We start from the raw sequence: 23,421 nt of genomic DNA, 5'->3' as shown, positions 1-23,421 counted from the left end.
ACAATGGGCCCCTTCCCGGAGGAAAGGGGCCCACTGGGTCGAGCAACTACTCCGCGCCGCCGGACTCCGAGCCGCCGGCCGAGCCCGAGCCACCGGCGCTGCCGGAGGCTCCGCCGGACTTGGTGCTCTCCGCCTTCGCGGGCTTGGCGGTCTTGCCGCTGGCACCGGAGACGGCGTCCTTGAAGCCCTTGCCGACGTTCTTCAACGCACCCCGAATGCCGTCGCCCACATCCTTGAGCGGGTTGGCCTTCTTGGTCGTGGTGTCGGTGCCGGTCTTCCCCGGAACAGCCTTCGGGCTCTCCTTCACGACGTCCTCGGCGGGAGCGTCGGCCGGAGCCGCCTCAGGCGCGGCCGCCTCCGGGGTGGCCTCTTGCGCCGGGGCTTGCGGCGCGGATGCCTCGGTAGGCGCGTCCTTTGTGGCCGCTTCGCCTGCGGCATCCGCCGACGAAACCTCTTCTGCTGCAGCACCTTCCTGCGCCTTTGGCGCTTCGATCGCCTGAGGCGCCACGTCGAGGGTGACGGTCGCGGACGGAGCTTCGGTCTTCAACAGGCTGACCTGGGTCACGGCGGACTTGGCCGCAGCCGGAGTGATCGCGTCGGCCACGAGCTCGCCGATCGTGAGCAGGCCGGCAACGATGCCGTTGGGCCCGAGCAGACCTGCCGCGAAATCACCCGATAGGGGATTCCCGTTCAGCAAGGCGTTGGTCACATCGGGGCCGAGGTTGAGCACCGCATTGGCCACCTGTTCAAGGTCGCCGTTCTTGATTCCCGCGAAGATGCCGTCGCCGGCAGCGCCAACTGCGCCCGTCACATCGGTGATGACCTGAACCGGTGCGAGCAGCGGAGCCAACAGGTTGTACACGTTGGGCACAGCCAGGAGATCGACTATGGCCAGCGTGTTCGCGATCGGCTGCCGCAGCGCGTTCTGCAGACCGGTCCAGACCTCAGGGTTGAACAGCAGGGTATTGACCACCCCGTTCACGACCGGGCCGAGAACCACGTTGACGAGCGTGTTGAGCGCGCCGCTCACATTGCCCGCGGTGAACTGCGCCACCGCGTCCTGCAAGTGTTCAGGCGTTTCGGCTACCGCACTGAGGAAGCTCTCGCCGAACACCTGGACGAAGGTGCTGATGGCAGCCGCGCTTGTGAGCTGGTTGCGCACAATCTGCGAAAGGATCGGCGCAGGATTCGCGGCGATCCGTTCGCCGAGCGCCTGTACGTTCTCGAACGCAGCCGCGAAGGCAGCCGCGTATCCCTCGATGGGGTTGGCCAACGCGGACAACTCGACCGCGGCCGATGAGTGCGCTGCCTGCATCTTGAGATCAGGCATCGGCGGCGCTACGGGACTGGCGGCCATGACGCCGACACCCGCGACCGCCACGCCCGTAGCCAAGTACGAGCGAACAGCTAGCTGCATGGGTACTCCTTTTGCTGGTTTACGTTTCCCAGCCGGAGAACTTACCTCGAAGTAAGTTAAAAGCAAGCAAAAATTGCAGATCAAGATGGCTTTCCATCGATGCAGGCAAAACGCTCTGTTGCCTTGTATCCAATTCGAAGTTTGCTGATCAGCGTTCAGGCTTCCCTTTCTAGCTAACTAGTTCTGTTGGCAAGTAGCTGGCAATCGCGCAAACATTCGGTCGACGCGCCGAAGCCAAGCGCGCGTGCCGTAGCGAATTAACTGACCAAGTGGAATAACCGAAGGCCACGCCCTACTTACCGGTCGGTAACAACCAGGGAGTATGTCGTGGCTCACTTTGCTAGCTGAACGTGTTTGGTATCACGCCTCAATGTGACAGCTACAGACTGGCACCCTCAGACACGAAACGGCCAGCAATGCGGCGTGTACAAATCGCCGAACATGTCTAGTTCGCTGGCGTCTTTACGTCAGGTGTAAAGCGCGGATTCCGTCGCTGGCCGGTAGGTCTGCCCGGTTGTGTTGAGCAACGTCGGGAAGTGGGCGACGTCGAACTCCGGATCGTAGGCGGGGTTTCCGCAGATTCGCGCGCCCGACCGGAGATATCCGCGCATGAGCGCGGGCAACTCGGGCTCACGGTGCGGAGCCAAATCACTCAGGCACCGCCCGTCGACGACGACAGGCCGATACGGGCGAACGGTGTAGCAATCCGGCGCGCGGTGGTTGCGCCGGAGGTAGTTCCGTGCGGTACGCAACCTGCTCCGACCGTCCGTCTCGGCGACCGGCATCGACACGCACCCGAAGACATGGTCATAGCCGTAGCGGTACGCGTACTCGAGTACCGATGACCACATCATCAGCACGACCGCACCATTGCGGTGATCGGCGCGCACCACGGCACGACCGAACTCGAGCATCGACAGCCGTAGCGGATCAAGCGCGGAGAGTTCGAACGACCCCGCGGCGCACAGTTCACCCGCCGCGATCGCACCGCCGGCGGGCAGCATCCGGCAGCAGGCGACGAGTTCACCGGACCGGTTGTCTCGGATGAGCACATGCACACAGTGCTCGTCGAAGCGATCGGCATCGAGACCGAACCCCGAGATGTTGCGGCTGCCTTCATCGGCAAGCACCGCGTGACGCAACCGCTGCGCGCCGTCGACGAGGTCAGGGTCGGTCGTAAGCTGCACGCTGTAGCGCGGCGTCGTGGATGCGGCAGGCGCGCTCAGCAGGGCGGTGGGGATGGTCATGTGCGTGCTCCTTGGTCAACAGCGTTGAATCACTGTGACGCACAGCTGAGCTCGCAGATATCGGCCGATCGGAGGGTGGGCCGGATGAGCCTGGTGTCCCCCGATCGGCGGACAGCAGGCTCACGCCTCACGCGTCGTCGCTGGGGTCGCCGGCGCTGGGTTCCGCGTCGGGTTGCTCAGTCGTGTCTTTCTTCTGGGCGCCGCCACCGAGCTTCTTCAATCCATCGGTGATCTTCTTCGCGGCACCGTCGACGTCCTTCTTGAAGTCGTCGACCTTATCGGCGAGATCCGAGAGTGGATTCTGCTTCGTCACGTTGAGCTTCGGCCCCTTCTTGACGGGCTCGGCTTCCAATTCTTCGGTACCCTCCGGCTCCTCGACGACTTCCCCGTCGGTGCTGCCCGTCTCGTCACTCTCCTCTTCCGAGGCGAGATCCGGGACCGGGACTTCGACTACCGCAGCGGCCTTCTTCGGCAGTACCTCAGGCCCGTTACCGGTCTGGACGCCGGCGGCCACGGTCGTATCGAGGTTGTCGTCGGCCGGTACCGAAAGCTGTTCTACGCGAGGGCCGGAATCGGAGGCGGAGGACTCGATGGCGCTGGGGTTGAAGATGCGTTGGAGTATCTGCGCGAAGGGCGTGTCGGGACCGCCGGTCGCCTCGGCCAGCGACACGTGCAATGCGGCGGCAGCGCCGACCTCGAACAGATACGTGGTGACGTTGTAGTACGCGAACTCGGCGAGGGGTGCGACGATCGGTAGTCCGGTGGCCGCCGCCGCGAGCAAGACCTGGTCGCTCAGGTAGTACCCCACTCCGGTGAATCCGGTGACGAAAACTTCCTCCGGGCTCGGATAGTAGGGATCATCGGGCTGGATGCCGCCACCCCACCCGTCGACAAATGCATCGACGATGCCCTGCGGGATATAGCTCAGTGGATCGGGCGCAGGCGTGGCCAGTGTCGCCGCCATTGCCTGAAGGTTTTGCGGCCCATCCAGATACAACGGGTTGAAGATCAATTGGAGGAGCGTGCCGAGCGGCGTATAGCGGCCGCCGGTGGCCTCGGCCAGCGACACATGCAACGCTGCCTTGGCGCCAAGCTCGAAGAAGTAAGACGTGACGTAGTCGTACGTGAACTGCGCCACGGGCTCCACGATGGGAAGCCCGGTATCGATGAGGGAAAGCAAGGTCTGGTCGGCCACGTAGTACGCGACGGCAGGCAGTCCGCGCGCTTCCAGCGGATAGTCTTCATCGGTGAGGTTGTAATAGGGGTTATCGACCAGAACGCCACCGCCATAGCCGTTGTTGAATACGTCGATGAGGTTCGCGAGCGTTACGTCGCTGAGCGCCAAGAGTTTCAGTTGATCGACGGTGACTGTCTTCGGCGCGGGCGCGCTCGCATTGACGGTGATCTGCTCGGCGGGCAGCACTGGCGGGGTGGCGGCCGCTATGGCGCCAACGCTCGCGAGGGCGATTCCGGCAGCGAGAACGGGCTGAATGCTCATGAATTTCCCCGACCGGATCCCTCTTCCAACGGCGCGATGCCGGCCTCTCTGGCAGAGAGACGTGAGGATCCTGAGGAGACTCTAGGGCCTACCTGTAAACAGCGACCACCTGAACACGAAGCTTCTTCCCTTTCGGGCAATTACCCATGAAAAGGCAAGAATCCGAATCGATTTGACCCGCCGGCGTCGAACTGAATCACACGCGTGCGGTATGCGGATTCGGCCGCGTGCTCAGTCGATTCGAATGACGTAGGTGCCGTCGTCGTCACGTTCGATCTGCTGGTCGAGCGCGTTGACCCACACCGGCGTATCGCGGCGGGACCCGAGGAACGCGGCCTGGACGGCGCCACCCGGCTGCAGGTCGACGTTCCACTCGTCGTCCTCGGCGACGATGGTCAGGATCTCGTCGCCGTTCGCACGCCGGATGGAGATCACCTGACCGTTGAGGTCCTGGTCGTCCAGCTCCGCCTCATAGTCTTCCAACTCGATTTCGTCTGCGATCTCGGTATCCAGCCCGTTGGCGTCCTCATGCACGCCGACGACTGTACCCACCGCTACCTGCCGCCACGGCAACACCAACACACAACCGATCGCTCCCCCGCAGGAGCAGCACACCCACGCACATTTGCCACGAACCGCCCCCCGGCCCTCCAACAGCATCGATAACGACCCGATGGATAGCCATATAAAGAAGTAGTGCACTACTCATGAGTTTGAGCAACGATCTCCGTAGGTTTCCTCATATCAGGCGTCGAGTCGCCGGCGCCGCGATCAGAGGAAGTTCGAAATGGCCAAGTTGACAACGTCTTCCGTGTCATCTGGGGCCTCCGTCACCAAACGCGAGACCCGAGCGCACACCACCCGCGCCAGTGGGACACACGTTCTCATCACCGAACAGGAAGTCCTGTTCGGCACCGCGGCCGCCGTGCCGCTGCCGAGACCTCGGCGCATCGACATCCTGCCGCGCATGCTGTCCTCCGTCCGGGCGCGGTGGCGGACCCGCGCCGAACGCAAGGCGGTGCGCCAGGATCACCCGTCGAAGCTCACCTATCTCGAACACTCGCTGATGTCGCGAGAGATGGATCGGTTCTGAGTCTGTGAATCGTGCGAGGAATAAAGGGTTTTGGAGGCAGCTCCCTTTCTACGCACTGCCCTGGCGCGCACCATGGCTTCATCAGCGGAGAAGGGAGCAGTCCGATGGAGCTACCGCAGACATTGCACGGCCAGCTCTATCTGCTGGCATACGACCATAAGCGTCACCGATTCGATGCCCACAGCCTCTGGCTGCTCGGGTTCGCGTTGCGCGCTGCCATGCTCACCGACCTGCATCTCAGTGGCTACATCCAGGACTCGGATGGCAAGGCCTGCCGCACGAATGGCGCCCGGCCCGGAGATCCGCTGTTGCGGTCCATGTTGAACGCCGTCCGTGCCGATGAGCCGAAGACCTGGGCGTGGTTGGTCGCTGCTAACCAGGACCAGGTTCCCCGCCAGGTGCGCGAACAGCTGACCGATCATGGCTGGCTGTGCACACAGCGACACCGCGCCCTCGGATTCATCCCCAAGCGTCATGTCGGGCCGTACGACGCGGACAAGGTCAGCGATCTGGCGGACCGAGCCGCCCAGGCCGTCCGCAACATCATCTGCGACCGAGAGGCTGATCCGCGGCCGCTGGCGTTGGGACTCCTCGGAATCCTCAGCGAGATACCGACGATATTCACCGTCGAGGAGCGTGTGCGGTACCGCTTGGAACTGCTCGATATGACCGCTGCGGCGATCGCCCCGATCTCGGCGCTACACGCGGCAGTCGAGTCGGTGCACGCCGAGACACGTGGGCGGGGCAGTTGCGGTGGCGGCGGCAGCTGCGGCAGCGGATGCGGGGGCGGCTGCGGAGGTTGTGGTGGCTAGCGCACGGCGGCGACTGCATCGCGCAGAGAACGCTGTCGCCGCGCTCGAACTTCCCCCTGCCGTGTTCAAGACGTGTCCGTGGGAGCCGCGCGCGCTCGTCGAAACGGGCCTACGGCAGTGGTTGCGCTGCTGCGCACCGGCATTGGGCAAGCGGCAGGTCATCGGCATGCCGTCGCGTGCTGTCGACGAGGCGTGGCACGGCCTGATCCTCTGCACGGCCTACTATTCGGAGTTCTGCCGACGCGCGTACGGCAGATATCTACATCACCAACCTGATGGAGCCCCGCCGTCCGCAGTGCCGGGCGCAGGCGATCCCATGCACGAGCAGTTGCGCCGAACCGTGCTCGCGTGGTCGTTGGTCGCCGAACCCGGGGAGGCCTGTGTCCTCTGGGATCTCGACGAGCGCGTAGGTGTGGAGGAGCCGTGGGGCATCGATCTGGCCAGTGTGGGCCGAATACAGGCGGCCGCTGTTCAGATGTGATGTCGCGGATCGAAATTCGAGAGCTTGGGATCGGGAACCTCAGCGGCGAAGTCGCTGTCGGAGAACGTGTAGCGGTACCACGGAGCATCATCGCAGCGCCCGAGTCGCGGGCGCAGATTGCTGAATGCGCGATACACGACCTGGTACGGCTGACCGTTGTAGTGCTGCAGTATCTCCTTCCAGGTGCGGGGCGCCTCACCGATCAAGGTCTCCATGTCCGACGTCAGTTCGGCCTCGGTCATCGCCACGACGTCGGGCGGCGGATCACCGAGAACGAAGACGGTGCTGCGATCGAAATGCTCGCGCGAGAACTGCGGCCCCATCGGAATCGTGCAATCCATCCCCATCTTCGACGCCGTACCCGGTGCCACGTCCGAGCCGATCATCGGGTCGACGGTCATGGTGTTGCAGCCGGGGATGATGATGGTGTCCAGATGTGGCATGAATCGAAACGCCATCGCGAACTTCACCGCGTTGTCGTCCCAGATGTCGATGTCTTCGTCAAATACCATCGCGATCTTCGGCAGTGCGAGTTTTGAGCAGGTCAGCATGATGCCCAGCGCCTGCTTCCCGTCGCCCGCCCCGTTCGGCTTGATCTTGGCGTAGGCGATGTTCGACAACCCACCGAGGTCGCAACGCACCTCCTTGACGTCGATTCCGGCGAACTTCATTGCGCCGAAAATGTCGGCCTCCAGCGCAGGCAGCTGCAGCATGTTGTCGGTGTACCAGGGATGGGTTCCACCGATGGTGGCGTGCTGGTAGATACCGCCTTTGCGGTACGTCATGGCCTTGACGACCGCGCGATAGTTCTTCTTGATGCCGCCGCCGTACATTCCGGTGAACTCACCGTAGGGCCCCTCGTCGTGCGTCAGCCCCTCGCTGGCCATCAGTTCGCATTCCAGGACGATCTCGGCGTTGGCGGGGACGAGGACGTCGATGGTCTCGCACTTCACCAGCTTCGCGGGGTGTCCGTAGAAGCTGCCGAGCACCTCGAAATCGTCAGTGTCCGGCGGCACGCCCGTCAGTGACGCGATCTTGTCGACGATCGGGCCGCCGATGACGACGGCGACTTCGAGATTCTCGCCTTTGTCCTGCGCGGCAATGGCGTTCAAGCGCTGACGATGCGACGTGCACGTCATGTCGAACATCTTCTCGTTCTTCGACCGGAACATGCTGCGGTAGATGCCCCAGTCGTAGACACCGGTGTCGGGATGTTTGCTGATCACCAGGTTGTCGTTGGTGAACGCGTGGCCGTCACGGTCGTGGTGCAGAAACAGCGGCAGCCGGGTCAGGTCGACCTCATCGCCGATGAGCACGACCTCCTTACACGGTGCGGTGTCGACGATCTCGGGCCGCACGCGGCCCTTGGCGAGCTCGCTCATCATGCGCCCGCTGCGGCTCTTGTCGCACCCGAGCGCCCATGCGGTCTGATCCTGGTTGGAGTACGCGTTGGCCAGAAACTGGAACTCGCAGTCTTTGACGTTCTCCACCAGGACGGCCGTCAGCGGATTGGCCTCCATGACCGCGGGCAGCTCGTCCACCCGCTTCTCCTCGGTGATGCGGACAAGCATGCCCGCCTTTTCCATGTCGTCGACGAAGTCGCTCAGATTCTGTTGTGGCACGCTCGTCCCCCTAGTCGAACGCCGGTGCGGCGTAGCCGGTCTCGGCGTAGTCGCGCAAATGGTGCAGCAACACGCCCCACGTCGTGTTGCACTTACGGAAGTTTCCGTGAGTACCGGGCCAGCCGGCGTGTTGAAGTTCCAGCAGCGTGCGGTCATCAACGGGCGTGATGACGAACGTCGCGGTGGTGCCGACGGAATCACCCGGCCCTCGGGTGCACCGCCAGGCCACCCGACTCGGCGCCTCCGATTGCGTGACCTCCCATCGGAACTCCGGATGATCGCCGAAGGCGAACACCCATTCGCTGCCGACCGATCCGGCGCCCGAGGCGTTGGGCGTGTGCCAACCCTTGAGGCCCTCGAGAGTCGTCAGAGCGGCGAACACCCGCTCCGGAGGGGCGGAAACCTTGATCTCATGGTCGATTTCGGGCACTGTTCTCCTACCTCGCGTCGAGTTCTGGGAATGCGTAGTCGCGCCATCCAGGCACGTCGGCCACCTCGACGAACTCCCGGCCGTGCTCGGCCTGCGCGGGGCCGCATGCTTCACCGGCCACCTTGACCGCGGTTCCATAGGGGTAGGTCGCATCGATGCCGAGTGCCGATCCCGTGCGGCGGTCCGGTGGCAGTGTTTCGTCAAGCGTCGGATCGAGCGGCCCACCAGGCAGGTCATCGACGACGATGACGTCGCGCGCGGGCTGCGTCCGAAAGGCCAACGCCCACTCGACTTCCGCGGAGTTCTGGACGTCGATATCGGCGTCGACCACGATCACCGTCTTGGGCCGCACGTTCGACCCCATCGCGGTCAGGATCGCGTTGCGGGCCTCACCGGCGAATCGGGGCCGCATGGCCATCACCACTCTGAAGTTCACCCCGCCGGACGGCGGGATGGCCACTCGCTCGATCGTCGGGAACGTCTTTCGCATTGAGTCGAGGAACGAGGCTTCGAACGCCAGTTGCTTGAGAACGTGGTTCTCCGTTGTCGGCTTTCCGGTGAGCAATGCCTGGAAATACGGTTTGTTTCGGTGCGTCAGCGCAAGCGGACGGGCAATCGGTTTCATCGAGCCGGGCGTGTAGTAGCCCGTGTACTCGCCGAGTGGCCCCTCGAATACGGTGTGTTCGAAATCCACCTCGAACTCGATGACGAACTCGGCGTGCGCGGGCACTTCCAGATCGATGGCGCGGCACTTCACCAACTCGACCGGCGCTCCACGCAAACCGCCTGCCACTTCGAAATCGTCGGTGTCCTCAGGGACCTGGATGGGACCGGTGTAGGCCAACATCGGGTCGACGCCGATTACAAGCGCCGCCCGAAAACTCTTCTGTCCCAGCGCAGCAGCCTTGGCCAGGTTTTTTCCGAATCGGTGATTGGGCATGGCCATAAACGACATCGTGTGCTTGTCGATGATCTCGAAGCGGTAGTGGCCGATGTCGGGTACGCCGGTGTCCGGGTCACGGCTGACGACGATGCCCGGTGTGATGTAGGGGCCACCGTCGTCGGGGCTGTACCTCGGCACGGGCAGCGTCGACAGGTCGATGTCGTCGTCGATGATGACGTTTTCGTGTACCGGCGCGTGCTCGATGACCACGGGCGGGATGCGGTGCGCGAGTCCGCGCAGGATGTGCGGTACGACGGTGTCCTCGTCGCAGCCGTATGCGATCAGGGCCTTGGCTCGTGAGTTGTACACCCCTCCGACCAAGGGAAACTCGGTGCCGTTGTTCGTGAACACGATCGCCGGACCGGCCACCGATGCGCTCTTGCGCATGGCCTTCGCAATCTCGAGGTCGAGCGCTACGGGACGTTCGACGTCGATGAGTTCCCCCCGCGCACGCAGCGCATCGAGGAACTCCCGGAAATCCTGGTACGGCACGAGGGATGCCTCATCTCTCTATGGGGCGTGTCCAGCGAAATAGAGAAGTACGGTGTCATCGTTGCCGAGACACCGTATTCATGCCAGCTGAATCGGCAAAGACATTGCCAGACATGACTTTGCCGCGGTTGACTATCACCGCCCAATCGGCCACCGCCGAAAGGCCCGGCAACGTTCTTCGCGCGTTCCGAACTGACGAAGCCGTCAATGCCCTGCTTGCAACGGCTGTGCGGGCGTCGCCTACCGTGTCTCTGCCGCATACCGGGCGAAAGGAGAGTCTGATGGCTGAAGCCGCCATTCGGCAGTGCATCGCAGACGCGGTGAGTGCGATCCGCACGCGCGACATCGACGGGCTCGTATCGCTGTATGCGCCGGATGTCGTGTCGTTCGATCTCGGCGCACCTCTGCGGTATGCCGGCCGAGACAACAAGCGACGCGCCTGGGAGGAGTTCTTCGCCGCCTACACCGGGCCCATCGCCTATGACATCCATGAGTTGTACGTCACAGCACAGGAAGATCTCGCGTTCGTTCACAGCCTCAACCACGTCAGCGGGACTCTTGCGAACGGCCGCATAACGGACATGTGGGTGCGGTGGACGGCGTGTTTCAGACGCGTCGACGGAGTTTGGCTCGTTGCACACGACCACGTGTCGGTGCCCGCGGACCTCGAATTCGGTAAGGCGGTCGTGAACTTGACGCCCTGATTCATCGTCTGACAGCTATCGACGTTTACAACCGGCGCGCACGGGGAACAACCGACGCCTCAGCGACGTTGCCCAAGCACCGGCCTATAGAGGGAGGATCACCAATGGCTACCGACTACGACGCGCCTCGCACCAAAGAAGCTGATGAGGTCGGCGACGAGTCACTCGAGGAACTGGCCACCCAGCGACGGGCTTCCGTCGACACGGCTGTGATCGACGAGGACGAGACCGTCGATTCGTTCGATCTGCCGGACGCGGACCTGACCGGTGAGGAACTCACCGTCCGGGTGATCCCCAAGCAGGCCGACGAGTTCACCTGCTCGAGCTGCTTCCTCGTGCAGCACCGCAACCGCCTCGCCCTGCAGCGCGGCAACGAGCAAGTCTGCGTCGACTGCGTGTGAGGGACCGGCGGCCCGCTGTCAGAAATGCCAGCGGGTTGTCGCGATGCGCTCCTGGAACGCGCTCAGCGCCTCGAGGTCCTTCTTCATCAAGGGTTTGTTGACCTTCTCGGTGAAGAAGTCGATCAACGGACCGGCGAAGAACGCGGTCATCACGGTCCCGATGCCGACCTGTCCGTGGAATGCCAGGGCCAGCGCCACGAACACGAGATCCTGGGCAACGCGCACCACTCGGTAGGGCAGTCGCGTGTGGTCGACGATGATCGGGGCAACCGCGTCATACGGTGAGTTACCGAGCGCGGCGGTCATGTACATCGACGCGCCCGCGGCGAACAGCGTGATCCCGATGAGGAACATCACGGCCTGCTCCAGCCGAGTCGGTTCGCCGGGTACCAGCGGGCTCAACATCGCTGAGAACCACTGGATGAAGTAGCCGGTCATGACCATGTTGATGACCGAGCCGATCCCGATGTACATCCGGCCCAAGAACAGAATCGGGATCAACAGCACCGCGTTGCTGATGAGTTGATACGTGCCGAGGTCGAGCCCGACCGTGTTGCTGATGCCGATGTTGGCCGCGGTGTAGGGGTCGACACCGACCTGCGCGACGCGCAACACCGCAGACCCGAGCCCCAAGACGGCCACCCCGACGAGCGCCCAGAACGAACGCCGCCAATAGTGGCTTTCTCGGTTTCCCACATCTCACCTTCCGACTGGTAACAGCCTGCTGCTGACTTTGCCATGGAATGCGGCCCGCATCCGCGGAGAGATCCAAATCTTGACCACACCAAGCATGTGACATAGCTTACGTGGAAACGATTACATGGAAACGTTTCCACGGAGGGTGGGCACCTTGGCCAATGGCGTCACCATTCGCGATGTCGCTGCGGCGGCAGGCGTTTCACTCGGAACGGCATCGCGCGTGCTGTCCGGCCACCCGGCCACGTCGCCGGATGCCCGAACGCGGGTCACCGAAGCGGCGGCCGCGCTCGGCTACCGCCCCAACGCGCAGGCACGATCGCTGCGACTGACCCGTACGCACACCATCGGCCTTCTGGTGTCCGACGTCCGCAACCCGTTCTTCGCCGATGTGGCGCACGCCGCGGAACAATCGGCCCTCGATGCCGACTACATCACGCTGCTCGGCAATGCCAATGAGAATGTGGCGCAACAGGATCGCTACCTCGAGACGTTCCTGACCCAGCGCGTCGACGGCGTCGTCCTGACACCGCAGGGCCGCGGTGCGGGCATGCTCGAGACCTTGATCGCGTCGGGCATGCCCGTGGTTTTCGCCGACCGCACGGTGGACGGCATCGACGTGCCCAGTGTCACGACCGATTGCCGGGGTGGGCTCGACGAAGCCGTTGCGTATCTGGCCGCGGCAGGACATCGCCGGATCGGCTTCATCGGTGGCCCCGAAGCGATTTCGACGGGTCGCGATCGTCATGCCGCGTTTCTCGACGCGCTGCCCCACCACGGCCTGACGGTTCACCCTGAACTCATCACGTTCGGCGACTTCCGTGCGGAGAGCGGCGCCGAGGCTGCCGACACTCTTCTCGCGGGCGCCGACCGGCCAACGGCGATCCTCGCCGCCGACAACCTCATGGCGGTGGGTGCACTCACCGCGATCCGCCGGCACAACCTGCACTCCGGGAGCGATATCGAACTCATAGCGTTCGACGACATCGAATGGTTCGCGCACGTCGATCCGCCGCTGTCGGTAATCGCCCACGATCCCGGAGCCATCGGCCGGCACGCCGTGGGTCTGTTGCTGCAGGTGATCAATGGGGACAAGCCCGAATCGGTCGTGCTGCCAACTCGTTTCGTCAACCGCTCGACGAGTGGTACATCGCGATGAGGGACCGGCGAGTGTTCGTCGTCGGCAGCCTCAATGCCGACCACCGGGTACGAGTGGCCAGGATTCCGTCGGCCGGGGAAACGGTGATCGGCGGCGACGTCGCGGTGTCGCCGGGTGGCAAGGGCGCCAATCAGGCGGTGGCTGCGGCCAGGGCGGGTGCGAGTGTCACCCTTGTCGGTGCAGTGGGTGCTGACCGCGACGGCGAACTGCTGTTGGCCAGGCTGGCCGCAGACGACGTCGACACCAGCCACATCCGCGTTGTCCCGCACGCTTCGACCGGACGCGCCATGGTCACCGTCGATGACGACGGCGAGAACTCGATCGTGGTGTCACCCGGCGCCAATTCTCGGTTGACCATCGGCGACGTCGATACCGGGCTACGCACCATGACCGCCGGCGATCTCCTGCTCCTGCAGTTGGAGACGCCCATGGCGCTCGCGACGCACTCGGCACGGCGGGCCGCCGAAGCGGGGGGCACCGTGGTGATCAACGCCGCACCCGTACCCCCATCGCTCGACGATCTGCTGTCACACGTCGATCTGCTGGTCGTCAATGGACACGAACTCTCCGGTATCGCAACGCTTCTGGACGGTCGGCCCGCTCGCACCGGCCTGACAGACGACATGGCCGTGCTCGCCTGCGCCTCGGGCGCGACTGTGGTGTGCACCGCCGGAAGCGACGGCGCGTATGTCAAGCGAAGCGACGGCGTCGCACATGTCGAAGCCCGCCGGGTGAAGGCCGTCGACACCACGGCGGCCGGCGACACCTTCATCGGCTATCTCGCCGCCCGCCTTGCTGCCGACCCCGGTGATGTCACCGGCGCACTCAGATACGCGGTCCACGCCGCGGGGCTTGCCGTCACCAGACCCGGAGCCATGGACTCCATCCCGCATTTCAGCGAAATCACCATTACAACAACCTGACTCAACGAGGAGACATCATATGAAGATCGCACTGGGCAACGACCACGCCGGCTATCCACTGAAGGCACACGTGCGCACCGTGCTGGAAGGCCTCGGCCACGAGGTCATCGATCGCGGCGCGCAGAGCGAGGAGCCGGTGGACTTTCCCGACGTCACGCGAGACACGTGCGAAGCGGTTCTCCGCGGCGAAGCCGACCGGGCTGTGCTGGTGTGTGGCACCGGCGCGGGTGCGGTGATGGCGGCCAACAAGATCGCAGGCATTCGATGCGCCCTCGCCCATGACGTGTACTCCGCGCATCAGAGCGTCGAGCACGACGATGCCAACGCAATCGCGATGGGTGCCTGGGTTATTGGCCGCGCGACAGCAGGCGAAGTGCTCGAAGCCTTCCTCGCGGCGCGTTTCGACAACGACGAGGACACCGTGCGCCGGGTTCGCAAGCTTCGCGAACTGGAACGTATGTCGGCCCGCGAGCTGGCCGCCGAACTCTGACCCTGACCGCCGCGAACGCTATCAAAGGAGATACGCAATGAGCATCGGCATCGAAGACCGACAGAAACAAGCCGAGTTCGGCTCACCGGGAAAGCTCAGGACAGCTTTCGGCGCGGCGGCCGGAACATGCGTCGAGAACTACGATTTCGTCGCATACGGGACGGCGTCGGCTCTCTATTTCGGCGACGTGTTCTTTCCGGAGTCCGACCCGACCGTCGGCACGCTGCTGTCCTTCGCCACTCTCGGTGTCGGGTTTCTCATGCGCCCCATCGGCGGATCGGTCGGCGGCTACCTGGGTGATCGGTTCGGCCGCAAACCCGTCCTCGTCGGCGCGCTGCTCATGATGGGCATCGCGACGGTCACAATCGGCCTGCTGCCCACCTATGCCCAGGTTGGCGTTCTCGCGCCGACACTGCTGGTGATCATCCGCATGATCCAGGGCCTGGCCTTCGGTGCCGAGTGGGGTGGCGCAGTGCTCATGGCCTACGAGCACGCTCCCTGGCGTCACCGCGGTCGGTTCGCCGCCATCCCGCAGGCCGGCAATCCACTCGGGATCGCCCTGGCCAACATCGCTTTCCTCGGCAGCGCGATGCTCGACAACGACTGGGCATGGCGAATCCCGTTCCTGGCAAGCGCGATTCTGATCATCGTCGGGCTCTATGTCCGGATGCGCCTTACCGAGTCACCGGAGTTCGAGGCAGTGAAGGCCGAGGGCCAGGTCGTGCGCAACCCGTTCCTGACGGTGCTGCGCGAAGACTGGCGAAACATCCTGCGTATCATCGCCCTTCGAGTCGTCGAGTCCTGTGCCTACTACCTCACCGCCACGTATCTGCTGAGCTACATCACCAAGCGCGATCCAGCCGATCGCACGGCAGCACTGGCAGGCGTGGTGATCGCGAGCCTCATCGCCGTCGGTACGACGCTGGGAGCCGGGGCGCTCACCGACCGCGTCGGCCGGCGTACCGTCTACCTGGCGGGTTGCATCCTGGCGATCGCGTTCGGCATCCCGATGTACCTGTTGGCCAATACCGGTCAGCCGTTCCTGATCGCGGTGCTGTTCATCATCGGTATCGGCATCATCCACGCGGGTCTGACCGGAACGCAGGCCGCGTGGTTCGCAGAATTGTTCAACACCAAGACCCGCACCTCGGGTGCGTCGATCGGATACCAAGTGGCCGCTTCCATTGCCGGTTTCGCGCCGTTCCTCGCGGTGCTGTTGGCCGACTCGTTCGGTTGGATGGGGCCTGCGCTGTTCTACGTCGGGGTCGGGTTGGTGGGCCTGGCCGGCGTGTTGGCCACACCTGAGACGTGGGGTCCGCGGCAGCGCGCCGAGGTCGAGGCCGTGATCCGGGGTGAGGTCGACCCGGCGGTCAGTGGTTCTGCGCCTGCCACGCCCGGGCCGCGATGAGTTCGGGTACCAACGTCTCGGTCAGCAATCGGACGTCGTCGACTTCGTCGCCGGGATAGCGCAGGGTCGACTGCGCACCCGGCACGTCACCCCCGACACCGACGACGGTGCTGCCGCGCATCGACGTCCATTCGGAAAGCTGTGGTTCCCAGGGAGATCCGGCAAACACCAGCAGCCGGTAATCGGTCGTCTTCGTCAGGTACACGTCGACGTGGCTCCAGTCGCCGGTCTCACAGCCCACCGCGCCCAGCCGGGGGCCCTCACGAAGCATGAGGGCACCCTGCTGGGCGGATGAGAACCGGTGCGCCGGCGCCGCGAGGTGCGTGCCGGCAGGGCCCAGGAGGAGATCGGCAACCGCTGGCCGCCAGTCCGATTCGGTGTCGAGCAGATGCGCACTCGCGGTAGCCGCCGCATTGATGGTGGCCACGAGCGCGTGGTTGTCCTCACCGGTCAGCTGGCATTCGAGTGCCACCAGCAGCGCGAGGGTGTGCTGATAGCTGCGGCAGGCGACGCCACCTTCTTCCCTGTCCGCTACGACGTCGACGACGGCCCCGCAACGCTCGGCCAGGGCCGAACCGGGCGTGTTCGTCAGGGCGACGAAGATCGCGTCACCATTCGCGTTCTGCATTCGCTCAAGCGCGTCAAGGGTTTCCGCCGACCCCCCGGTCGCCGAGATCGCGACCACGAGCGTGCCCGCGCCCCAGGCGGGTATTAGGTGAGAGGACGCGAGCTCCGACACGGCTACCAATCCACGCGCCCGCATCCGGGCCGCTGCCACCCCACCGGCGTACGCAGAGGATCCCATGCCGAGTAGCACGACGCGTTCGATGCCCGAAGGCACAACCGGTGCCCACGGGTTGCCCTGTGCCAGCGTGCCGGCGAGCCGGGTGAGGGTTTCCGGTTTGCGCCGCAGGTCGGTGTAGAAGGCATCGGGATTCACGGGGCGCTCCCTTCGTCGAGCAGTGCGGGTAACGCCGCGTCGGGCACGTACATCCAACGTGGTAGATGCTTTGCCGCGTAGATGATTTCACGTAGCACCTGCTGCAGCCTGAGCGCCCGCAGCGGAGCCCGATCGTAGATGTCGGCGTATCCCAGTTCGGTGAGCCGGGTGAGGTAACTGTCCAGGAAGGTCGCCCGTGTCAGCGTGTTTACCTCGGTCAGGGCCGCCGCATCGAGCTCGGTGTACTTGCGGGCGACGATCGCGACATGTGCGAATGACTGCACCATGCCTGCGACGTCGAGCGCCGCGGGTATCGGTTTCATCCGCTCTTCGGGCGCCAGCACCGGATTACCGTCGAAGTCGGTGATGACGAACCGGCCGTCCGCGAGTAACACCTGGCCGACATGAAGGTCGCCGTGCCCTTCGATCACCGGTGTTCCCGTGAGGCCGCCGAGGCCGTGCAGGATTTCCTCGACTTCTGCGCGCCGCTCGCGCAGCACCGTGCCACATACCGAAGTACTCAGTGCCGCAGCGGTTTCGAGTGTTTCGATGGCCGCATCACGCCAACGCGTCACGTCGGTCCGATCGGCCACGGACGCGGTACCGGCCAGAGCCGCATGGAGTTCGGCGACCAGGGCGCCCACGTCAGCCGCGGCGTCCCGGACCCGCTCTGGGCGGCCCGCCCGCGCTGCGTCCGTCACCCGGTCCACGGCCCAGGTCCAGCCGTCGACGGCGCCGGGCAGATATTCGTCGACAGTCGCGACGAGGGTTTCGGCTTCGCCTTCTGGCTGCCAGGTCACCAGGCCCCATGGGGCGGGCATGCCCCGAAATCCGGCGGCGCGCAACGCACTGATCCGGTGAGGTGCCGGGTGCGGGCCGTGCTGCAGATGGGTGGCCCACTTGACGACGGCGGCATCGCCGACGATCACCGACTCGTTGGTCTGGTCGACCGCGATCGGGCGCTCCCCCGTCGCGCTGCGCTCGGTCCATGAAAGCATCGTGAAGGCACCGCTTTTCGCTGAGCCGTCCACACTGCACAGGGTGTCCAACATGGCTTCGGCGGTGCCGTCGCCAGGCCGCGCACGGCGCCAGTCGCCGTCTGGATCGCGCACCGCTGGAATGGCGGCAAGTCCTTCGGGCCCGGCGGTGATGACCAACCTTCGGTCAGGCCCGAGTTCGAGGTGATCGCGTTCGTTCACGTCTGAGTGTCCAGGCCGGCACGCTCGATGGCGTCGGCCCCTACGCGCAACCCGTCGCGCGCCCGGATCGCGGCGCCGATCCCGGCCAGCTTGGCGCGTAACTCGGTGTCCTCGAGTAGGCGGTCCACCGCGTCGGTGAGTTCGGCGTCCACGAAGGCATACGTGTCGAGCCGTATCCCGAACCCGAGTTCGTCGATGCGCTGGGCGTTCTCGTACTGGTCCCAGAACAGGGGCAGCACGATGAGCGGCTTGCCGAAGTGCAGCGTCTCGGTGACGGTGTTGTTGCCGCCGTGGGAGATCACCAGATCGACCTGAGGAATCACCTTGGTCTGCGGCAGCATCTGCTGGCCGACCATGTTGTCGGCCAGGGTGATTCGGTCGGCCTGCGGACCCTTGCTGACGATGAACCGGTGCCGGGTCTTGCCGAGAACGTCGACAAGTCGCTGCATGAGTTCCACGTCGGCTCCGCCAAGCGATCCCAGCGATAGATAGACGAGCGCGCTGTCGTCGGGCCGATCGGCGATCTGCTCGGGTACGACGTACTCGTCGTCGGTCTCGCGGACACTCGAATCCATCCGGATCCAGCTGTCGTCGAGCGGCCGGACCTGCAGATAGTCGGCCTCGGCTGGGTAGACGTAGAGGTTGGCGGCGTTTGCGCGAGGCATGAATTCCAGATCGGGAAGCGGGTCAGCCCCCTGCGCCTGCACCCACGCGTTGAAGTCTGTCCACATCTCCCGGTGTGTGCGATTCAGCTCGGCGCGGTAGGCCTCCCACTGCGACGAGTCGGCGCTCGGCAGCCCCGAAAAGGGCGGCGGCACCCGGGGGCTGGAAACCTCCAGTGGGCTGCAGGAGACGATGCGCACGAACGGCACACCCGCGGTGGCGAGGGCGGGGAACAGTACGACGTTGTCCTCGACGATGACGTCCGGCCGGTGGGTCGCGATGATCTCGCGCAGCCGCGGCTCACAGTATTTGGCGCCGTCGATGAGCGCCTGATACGTGGGCTGGATGAAAGTCTCGAGTTGCTCGATGGTGGGCTTGCGGAATTCCGGTGCGGTCTCGGCGATGAAGTCGGTCCAGAACTTCCCCGCGTCGTCGTCCTCGCCCCCGGCCGCAGGCTCCGCCAGATCGACGAGTTCTTCGATGAAGCCGAACGGGGCGAGCTTGCCCGCCCAGGAACTCTCCGCCGCGAACACGATGGTGTGCCCGCGGTCACGTAGGACGGCTGCCAGCCCAATACACTGATTCGTTGGCCCGTAAGCGGATTCGGGCCAGAACATGATGGTCAATGGCCGAGTACTCGATGACGTCATGGGCAGCCCTTCATGCTCGGACGGGTCGGGGAAGCGGGTGGCCTGTCGCAACCCGCGCGTAGTCACAGATCAGTTCGGTGGCGGCGTCGGCATCAAGGCTCGGGTGCCGAGCCACCATGCGATAGCCGTAGGCGTCTTCCAGCGCCACGATGTTGCGCGCAACGGTCAACGAGGACGATGTCAACGTGAAAACATCCTGAGCGCAACCGGATTCCAGGATGATCTGATACATCGCCACCTGGCGGTCGTAGAGCGCGGTCAGCATGACTGCGTATGCGGGGTAACGCGCCGCGGCGCCGCCGAGCGCGCACATGAGTTTGACGTCGGGATCATCAGAATCGACGGGCAGTCCGGATTCGATGGTGGTCACGAGCTTCTGGTCAGGCGTGGCGACGCCGTCGATCGCCCGCAGCCGCGCGTCGTAGAACCGCTCGATGCCGGCGCGGTTGGCTTCGACGAGCAGGGTCTGGATGTCGGGGAAGTGATAGAGCACCGCCCCCGGGGTCAGGCCCGCCTCCGCGGCGACCTGCTTGAGCTGGACGTCGACACCGTGCTTCATCACCGCCGTCTGCGCGGCACGTAGTAGCCGGTCACGACGTTCGGCTCTGCTGACGGGCACGCGCCCATGGTGCCAAGCCCGCCGCCCGCCCGCTCGGTTTTCCTGAACTTCGATGTAGTTTTTATCCAGGTTTTACATGTGAGCTGCGGTTTGAGGCGGTTCTCATCTCTGAATCATGGCGCAGAGGAGGCCGCCTTTGCGTCATCTCCCGCGTCCTGCGTCGCCTCCGGGGACTTCTTGTCCTCGGCCTGCTTCTTGACACCGGCAGTCACTCGGTCGCTCAGGCTCTTGACGGACGCTTCGATGCGCTTCACCGCGTCCTTGACCGGGGTGGCACGTACCGGCTTCTTCGGCGCCTCGACGGACGGTTCGGGCTCCGCAACGTCGACCACCGGTGAAATATCCGACTCTTCAGTCGCTTTGACAGCAGTCTCCGGTTCGGCCTCGGTAACGGTCTCGCCCTTTTGCTCGCTCGCGACGGTCGCGTCGAGTGCGATGGTCTTGACCGGCGCACCGAGGCCGAGCGTCGTGTCGACCGGAGGCGTACTCAGTTCCGATGTGCCGAACGTCGGCGGAGGCGGCGGTTCGGTTGCGAGCGCGGTGGAGATTCCCAGTTGTGCTGCTTCGATGCCGTCGACGATCGATCTGGCACCATCGCCGAGGGAGATCAGGAAGTTCCGTGTGCCGTCGACAGCGGCATCGACGATGGTGCTGAGGTCGAACGTGAGAACAGCGGCAACAAGGTCCTGGGTGCCCTGGATGAAGGCGTTCGCGACTCCGCCGCCGGCATCGAGGAATCCGTTGGCCACATCGATGACCGCCTGTGGCCACGCGGCCGACAGCGCTGCCTGCACAACGAGATACTTCTGGTTGCGCCAGATCGCCGAATCCAGCAGCGGTTGACCTACTGCGACGACCGTGTCACGCACCGCAGTCGTGAAAGTGTCGAAAGCAGCGACGAAGTCGAGGTTGAACAGCTCCTGAATGATCTCGATGGCGATACCGGGAATGGCCACAACGGATTGGGCCAGCCCGATACCGGCCTGCCCCAGCCCGCGCAGGTACACGACCCAGTTCTGGGCCCAGTTGTAAAGGGCCTGCCGCACGATCGGGAACGTGAGGATGTAGGGAATGTCGATGTCGGTGAGCTGAATTTCCGTTGAAATTCTGGGCGTCGCAACCTGTGTCGTCTCGGCCGGCCAGGAGGGCGTGATCGGGGCCATCGCCACCGCGCTCGCACCGACGAATGCAACTCCGGTGGTGAGCAGCGGCCGCAGCGAAACGTCCATGTCTCGAGCCCCAATCCTGAGAATTTCCTGAAGGTCACGCGAACTGTAGCTGGCGGCGCGACCGCTCGCGCGCTAAGCGGAAAATCTCTCGGCGGGCGCGATCGTCAGGGTTTGTGGCTCGCGAGGAACGCTTCGCAGTCGTTGGCGGACGGAATCGACTTGAATCGTTCGCCGAGCCAGCCCAGTGCCGCGACGGGATTGGTTCCTTGATGGCCCTGATCGGGCCAGAACGCGATCTGAACGGTGTCGTTCATCTGGCACGCGCGGGCCAGCGCACTATCGGTCCACGCGGCGGGAATCGCGGCATCGCGGCCGCCGTAGATGACATACATCGGCGCGTCCGTTGGGCCTTGCGGCAGCGTCGTTTTCTGCAGATAGCCCCGAAGTGCGGCGAGCGCCTCAGCAGAGGCGGGCCTGAGGTCATCCGGACTGAGCTGCCGGGCAAGCTCCATCCGTTCAGTTCCGTTGCAGGACATAAGCGCATCCCAGTGCTGCTCGGCTGCACCGCGCCGGTAGTCGTCGAGTTCGAAGTCGTACGGGTATTCGTTCTTGACCGCGGCCAGGAACGCGACGTAGATGAGTTTCTGCTCCGCGGTCAAGGTGCCGGCCATGGCCGCGTCGGCGAGACCTTCGAAGTCGGCGATCGGCGACAGGCTCGCTGTGGCAACCAGTTCCAGACCGCTTCCGTAGTTGGCAACGAGTTCATTGGCCGCCCACGCCGCCTGTCCCCCTTCGTAATTGCCCAGTGCGGCCCAAGACGTCGAGGCTTCTGGGACCATCGTCCGAGCCGCCCGCACACCATCGATGATGACGTAACCGGCTGTCGTGGAATCCAGATACGGGTGATAGATGTCCTTGCCATCCGACGGCTTGCCCAGCCCTTGATAGTCGGGCACGAACACGACGTACCCGGCCTTCAGCAGCTCCTGTACGGCCCCGGAGTTGCCGAGCAGGTTCGGTGAGAGCGATGCAGCACAATCGGCGGCCGTGCCGTTGACCTCAGGCGCCAGCGCCACGACGGGAAATCCGCCTTCGGGTGGGTTGCCCTTCGGCACGAACACCGAGCCCGTGACATGGGTGTTGTCATCGTCGATTCCCGAGCGCGACCGGTATGTCATGCCCCTCGCCGAAGCGGCAGCATCACGCAGTGCCTGGTCAAGATTCTCCAGCGGGGCTTCTGCGACGACGGTGCCCGCGCCGGGCTCACCTTGCGCTGTGTCGGACGCGTCCTCGGAGGATCCGCCGCAGCCGGCGACCAGGAGAATGACCGACAACAGCGCCAGGACTCGAACCATCTTTCGCGCCTCCAACGTTGGCTTGTGTGCGAGTTCTCACCACAATCTCGCACACAAGCCAACGTTCGGCGTCAGACTGACCCGAGTTCTCGCGCCGTGATGCCGAAGATCTCGTTCGCGCAGCCGATCGCCACGAAGTGACCGGCACCTTCGACGGGATGCCAGATCGCCCCGGGCATACGGTCGGCCACGGCCCTATTGATGGGGTCGGGCACCATTCGATCGTCGAGGCCCTGCCAGATGTGGACCGGCCGGTCGATCTGCGCGACGTCGAAAGCCCAGCGTCGGTAGAGCAGTTCGGCATCGCGTACCAGCCCCGCACTGCCCTGCGCGAAGCATTCGGCCAGTTCCTCGACCAACACGGATTCGTTCTCCGGTTGAAGCAGGATCTGCCGGTCGTAGTCGTTGACGGCGGCACGCGTCTGCTTGACGAAGCTGCCGCCAAAGTGCTTGGCAGTTAGGCCGAGACCGGCGTACATCAGTCGGAAGCCGGGTCTGAAGCGCAGCGCGAGAGTTCCACCGAGGGCATCGATCTTCGAGAGGTACTGCGCCGCGGAGTTGTCACCGAATGCCCCGTAGCTTCCTGGAGCGATGCTCGTGACATGCCGCAGGCGCGCCGGGTCGATGTAGGCCGCCGCCGCAAGGGCCCACGGACCGCCCTCCGACCAACCTGTCACACCGAACTCCCGATAGCCCAACGAGTCGGCGATGGCGGTCAAGTCTTCGGCCCAACCTGAGTATGTGCGCGTCTGCTGCGGTGTGGACCCACCCATTCCAGGCCGGTCAACGCAGATCAGCCGGAGACGGTTCGTGGTTGCCGCGTCGGCAAAGAACTGCGCCTCGTACCGGCTACCGGGGCCGCCGTGGTTGTGGATGACGAGCGGACCTTGCGGGTCACCCACTTCGGCATACATGAGTGTGCGGCCGTCTGTCGTCGTGACCGATTGAGCCACCTTGCCCGCCTCTCGTGTGCTGGTCTGGCGAACGCGCCGCCGCCGTGGTTCAACCAG

General features: G+C 64.5%; 24 protein-coding genes. 9 read left to right on the top strand and 15 right to left on the bottom strand.

Annotation, left to right across the window (positions count from 1 at the left end; translation table 11 throughout):
* Positions 1–46: 46 nt before the first annotated feature.
* The 4 genes from ACRCUN_RS06640 to ACRCUN_RS06625 form a co-directional block, all read right to left on the bottom strand.
* A complete protein-coding gene (locus ACRCUN_RS06640) occupies positions 47–1,417 on the bottom strand; it encodes a hypothetical protein (RefSeq protein WP_462140836.1) in 1,371 nt (456 codons plus the stop codon).
* A 467-nt stretch (positions 1,418–1,884) separates the two neighbouring features.
* Positions 1,885–2,664, bottom strand: coding sequence for a GNAT family N-acetyltransferase (locus tag ACRCUN_RS06635; RefSeq protein ID WP_462140835.1), 780 nt, complete (start codon positions 2,662–2,664; stop codon positions 1,885–1,887).
* A gap of 127 nt (positions 2,665–2,791) precedes the next feature.
* Entirely contained in the window at positions 2,792–4,162 is a 1,371-nt protein-coding gene (locus ACRCUN_RS06630; protein ID WP_462140834.1) for a hypothetical protein, read from the bottom strand.
* 231 nt (positions 4,163–4,393) lie between these two features.
* Complete coding sequence (locus tag ACRCUN_RS06625) at positions 4,394–4,696, bottom strand: hypothetical protein (RefSeq protein WP_462140833.1); 303 nt, start codon at positions 4,694–4,696, stop codon at positions 4,394–4,396.
* A gap of 253 nt (positions 4,697–4,949) precedes the next feature.
* Between ACRCUN_RS06625 and ACRCUN_RS06620 the strand changes: the two genes are divergently transcribed.
* The 3 genes from ACRCUN_RS06620 (at position 4,950) to ACRCUN_RS06610 (ending at position 6,548) form a co-directional block, all read left to right on the top strand.
* Positions 4,950–5,255: a hypothetical protein gene (locus tag ACRCUN_RS06620; protein WP_462140832.1), complete on the top strand. Its 306-nt coding sequence runs from the start codon at positions 4,950–4,952 to the stop codon at positions 5,253–5,255.
* 104 nt (positions 5,256–5,359) lie between these two features.
* Positions 5,360–6,067 carry a GOLPH3/VPS74 family protein gene (locus ACRCUN_RS06615; protein ID WP_462140831.1) on the top strand — a complete coding sequence of 236 codons (708 nt, stop codon included), beginning with the start codon at positions 5,360–5,362 and terminating at the stop codon, positions 6,065–6,067.
* Positions 6,057–6,548: a UCP032817 domain-containing protein gene (locus tag ACRCUN_RS06610; protein WP_462140830.1), complete on the top strand. Its 492-nt coding sequence runs from the start codon at positions 6,057–6,059 to the stop codon at positions 6,546–6,548. The genes ACRCUN_RS06615 and ACRCUN_RS06610 overlap by 11 nt, the downstream gene beginning before the upstream one ends.
* On the opposite strand, the gene ACRCUN_RS06605 is transcribed toward ACRCUN_RS06610, so the two are convergent.
* Genes ACRCUN_RS06605 through ACRCUN_RS06595 form a run of 3 tightly spaced genes read right to left on the bottom strand, consistent with a single transcriptional unit; the run spans position 6,539 to position 10,035 of the window.
* Entirely contained in the window at positions 6,539–8,170 is a 1,632-nt protein-coding gene (locus tag ACRCUN_RS06605; protein ID WP_462140829.1) for a UbiD family decarboxylase domain-containing protein, read from the bottom strand. The genes ACRCUN_RS06610 and ACRCUN_RS06605 overlap by 10 nt on opposite strands.
* A gap of 10 nt (positions 8,171–8,180) precedes the next feature.
* Positions 8,181–8,600: an SRPBCC family protein gene (locus tag ACRCUN_RS06600; RefSeq protein ID WP_462140828.1), complete on the bottom strand. Its 420-nt coding sequence runs from the start codon at positions 8,598–8,600 to the stop codon at positions 8,181–8,183.
* Between the two features lie 7 nt (positions 8,601–8,607).
* Positions 8,608–10,035, bottom strand: coding sequence for a UbiD family decarboxylase (locus ACRCUN_RS06595; RefSeq protein WP_462140827.1), 1,428 nt, complete (start codon positions 10,033–10,035; stop codon positions 8,608–8,610).
* 281 nt (positions 10,036–10,316) lie between these two features.
* Here ACRCUN_RS06595 and ACRCUN_RS06590 point away from each other — a divergent pair, with 281 nt between their 5' ends.
* Both ACRCUN_RS06590 and ACRCUN_RS06585 read left to right on the top strand, forming a co-directional pair.
* A complete protein-coding gene (locus tag ACRCUN_RS06590) occupies positions 10,317–10,739 on the top strand; it encodes a YybH family protein (protein WP_462140826.1) in 423 nt (140 codons plus the stop codon).
* A gap of 104 nt (positions 10,740–10,843) precedes the next feature.
* On the top strand, positions 10,844–11,140 hold the full coding sequence (locus ACRCUN_RS06585) for a DUF4193 domain-containing protein (protein WP_067844532.1): 297 nt from the start codon (positions 10,844–10,846) through the stop codon (positions 11,138–11,140).
* Positions 11,141–11,158: 18 nt separating this feature from the next.
* Here the strand turns inward: ACRCUN_RS06585 and ACRCUN_RS06580 are convergent, their stop codons facing one another.
* The gene (locus ACRCUN_RS06580; RefSeq protein WP_462140825.1) at positions 11,159–11,836 is read right to left on the bottom strand and encodes a YczE/YyaS/YitT family protein; all 678 of its coding nucleotides are present in this window, start codon (positions 11,834–11,836) and stop codon (positions 11,159–11,161) included.
* Between the two features lie 154 nt (positions 11,837–11,990).
* On the opposite strand from ACRCUN_RS06580, the gene ACRCUN_RS06575 reads away from it, so the two are divergent.
* The 4 genes from ACRCUN_RS06575 to ACRCUN_RS06560 are packed head-to-tail and all read left to right on the top strand — an operon-like array spanning position 11,991 to position 15,816.
* Positions 11,991–12,995 (top strand): LacI family DNA-binding transcriptional regulator, encoded by a 1,005-nt coding sequence (locus ACRCUN_RS06575; protein ID WP_462140824.1) that lies wholly within the window; start codon positions 11,991–11,993, stop codon positions 12,993–12,995.
* Positions 12,992–13,918, top strand: a complete 927-nt coding sequence (locus tag ACRCUN_RS06570) for a ribokinase (RefSeq protein WP_462140823.1) — start codon at positions 12,992–12,994, stop codon at positions 13,916–13,918. Before ACRCUN_RS06575 ends, ACRCUN_RS06570 begins: the two co-directional genes overlap by 4 nt.
* 19 nt (positions 13,919–13,937) lie before the next feature.
* Positions 13,938–14,408 (top strand): RpiB/LacA/LacB family sugar-phosphate isomerase, encoded by a 471-nt coding sequence (locus tag ACRCUN_RS06565; RefSeq protein WP_462140822.1) that lies wholly within the window; start codon positions 13,938–13,940, stop codon positions 14,406–14,408.
* Positions 14,409–14,445: 37 nt separating this feature from the next.
* Positions 14,446–15,816 carry an MFS transporter gene (locus ACRCUN_RS06560; RefSeq protein WP_462140821.1) on the top strand — a complete coding sequence of 457 codons (1,371 nt, stop codon included), beginning with the start codon at positions 14,446–14,448 and terminating at the stop codon, positions 15,814–15,816.
* Here the strand turns inward: ACRCUN_RS06560 and ACRCUN_RS06555 are convergent.
* From ACRCUN_RS06555 to ACRCUN_RS06525, 7 genes are all read right to left on the bottom strand, one after another.
* On the bottom strand, positions 15,779–16,756 hold the full coding sequence (locus tag ACRCUN_RS06555; protein ID WP_462140820.1) for an SIS domain-containing protein: 978 nt from the start codon (positions 16,754–16,756) through the stop codon (positions 15,779–15,781). The genes ACRCUN_RS06560 and ACRCUN_RS06555 overlap by 38 nt on opposite strands.
* Positions 16,753–17,955, bottom strand: coding sequence for a glucosamine kinase (locus tag ACRCUN_RS06550; protein ID WP_462140819.1), 1,203 nt, complete (start codon positions 17,953–17,955; stop codon positions 16,753–16,755). Before ACRCUN_RS06550 ends, ACRCUN_RS06555 begins: the two co-directional genes overlap by 4 nt.
* Positions 17,952–19,268, bottom strand: coding sequence for a glycosyltransferase (locus ACRCUN_RS06545; protein ID WP_462140818.1), 1,317 nt, complete (start codon positions 19,266–19,268; stop codon positions 17,952–17,954). Before ACRCUN_RS06545 ends, ACRCUN_RS06550 begins: the two co-directional genes overlap by 4 nt.
* 10 nt (positions 19,269–19,278) lie before the next feature.
* Positions 19,279–19,887, bottom strand: a complete 609-nt coding sequence (locus tag ACRCUN_RS06540; protein ID WP_462140817.1) for a TetR/AcrR family transcriptional regulator — start codon at positions 19,885–19,887, stop codon at positions 19,279–19,281.
* A 113-nt stretch (positions 19,888–20,000) separates the two neighbouring features.
* Positions 20,001–21,116: a prolipoprotein diacylglyceryl transferase gene (locus ACRCUN_RS06535; protein ID WP_462140816.1), complete on the bottom strand. Its 1,116-nt coding sequence runs from the start codon at positions 21,114–21,116 to the stop codon at positions 20,001–20,003.
* A 104-nt stretch (positions 21,117–21,220) separates the two neighbouring features.
* Positions 21,221–22,411, bottom strand: a complete 1,191-nt coding sequence (locus ACRCUN_RS06530; RefSeq protein ID WP_462140815.1) for a lipase family protein — start codon at positions 22,409–22,411, stop codon at positions 21,221–21,223.
* Between the two features lie 71 nt (positions 22,412–22,482).
* Positions 22,483–23,364, bottom strand: a complete 882-nt coding sequence (locus ACRCUN_RS06525; RefSeq protein ID WP_462140814.1) for an alpha/beta fold hydrolase — start codon at positions 23,362–23,364, stop codon at positions 22,483–22,485.
* Between the last annotated feature and the right edge of the window lie 57 nt (positions 23,365–23,421).

Source organism: Mycobacterium venezuelense, assembly GCF_054919535.1.
This window is presented reverse-complemented; position numbering and strand designations above follow the sequence as displayed.

Excerpts from the sequence above, each read along its gene's own strand:
- ACRCUN_RS06640 (WP_462140836.1), bottom strand. The coding sequence starts at position 1,417 with ATGCAGCTAGCTGTTCGCTCGTACTTGGCTACGGGCGTGGCGGTCGCG.
- ACRCUN_RS06635 (WP_462140835.1), bottom strand. The coding sequence starts at position 2,664 with ATGACCATCCCCACCGCCCTGCTGAGCGCGCCTGCCGCATCCACGACG.
- ACRCUN_RS06630 (WP_462140834.1), bottom strand. The coding sequence starts at position 4,162 with ATGAGCATTCAGCCCGTTCTCGCTGCCGGAATCGCCCTCGCGAGCGTT.
- ACRCUN_RS06620 (WP_462140832.1), top strand. The coding sequence starts at position 4,950 with ATGGCCAAGTTGACAACGTCTTCCGTGTCATCTGGGGCCTCCGTCACC.
- ACRCUN_RS06615 (WP_462140831.1), top strand. The coding sequence starts at position 5,360 with ATGGAGCTACCGCAGACATTGCACGGCCAGCTCTATCTGCTGGCATAC.
- ACRCUN_RS06590 (WP_462140826.1), top strand. The coding sequence starts at position 10,317 with ATGGCTGAAGCCGCCATTCGGCAGTGCATCGCAGACGCGGTGAGTGCG.
- ACRCUN_RS06585 (WP_067844532.1), top strand. The coding sequence starts at position 10,844 with ATGGCTACCGACTACGACGCGCCTCGCACCAAAGAAGCTGATGAGGTC.
- ACRCUN_RS06570 (WP_462140823.1), top strand. The coding sequence starts at position 12,992 with ATGAGGGACCGGCGAGTGTTCGTCGTCGGCAGCCTCAATGCCGACCAC.
- ACRCUN_RS06565 (WP_462140822.1), top strand. The coding sequence starts at position 13,938 with ATGAAGATCGCACTGGGCAACGACCACGCCGGCTATCCACTGAAGGCA.
- ACRCUN_RS06560 (WP_462140821.1), top strand. The coding sequence starts at position 14,446 with ATGAGCATCGGCATCGAAGACCGACAGAAACAAGCCGAGTTCGGCTCA.
- ACRCUN_RS06545 (WP_462140818.1), bottom strand. The coding sequence starts at position 19,268 with ATGACGTCATCGAGTACTCGGCCATTGACCATCATGTTCTGGCCCGAA.
- ACRCUN_RS06535 (WP_462140816.1), bottom strand. The coding sequence starts at position 21,116 with ATGGACGTTTCGCTGCGGCCGCTGCTCACCACCGGAGTTGCATTCGTC.
- ACRCUN_RS06530 (WP_462140815.1), bottom strand. The coding sequence starts at position 22,411 with ATGGTTCGAGTCCTGGCGCTGTTGTCGGTCATTCTCCTGGTCGCCGGC.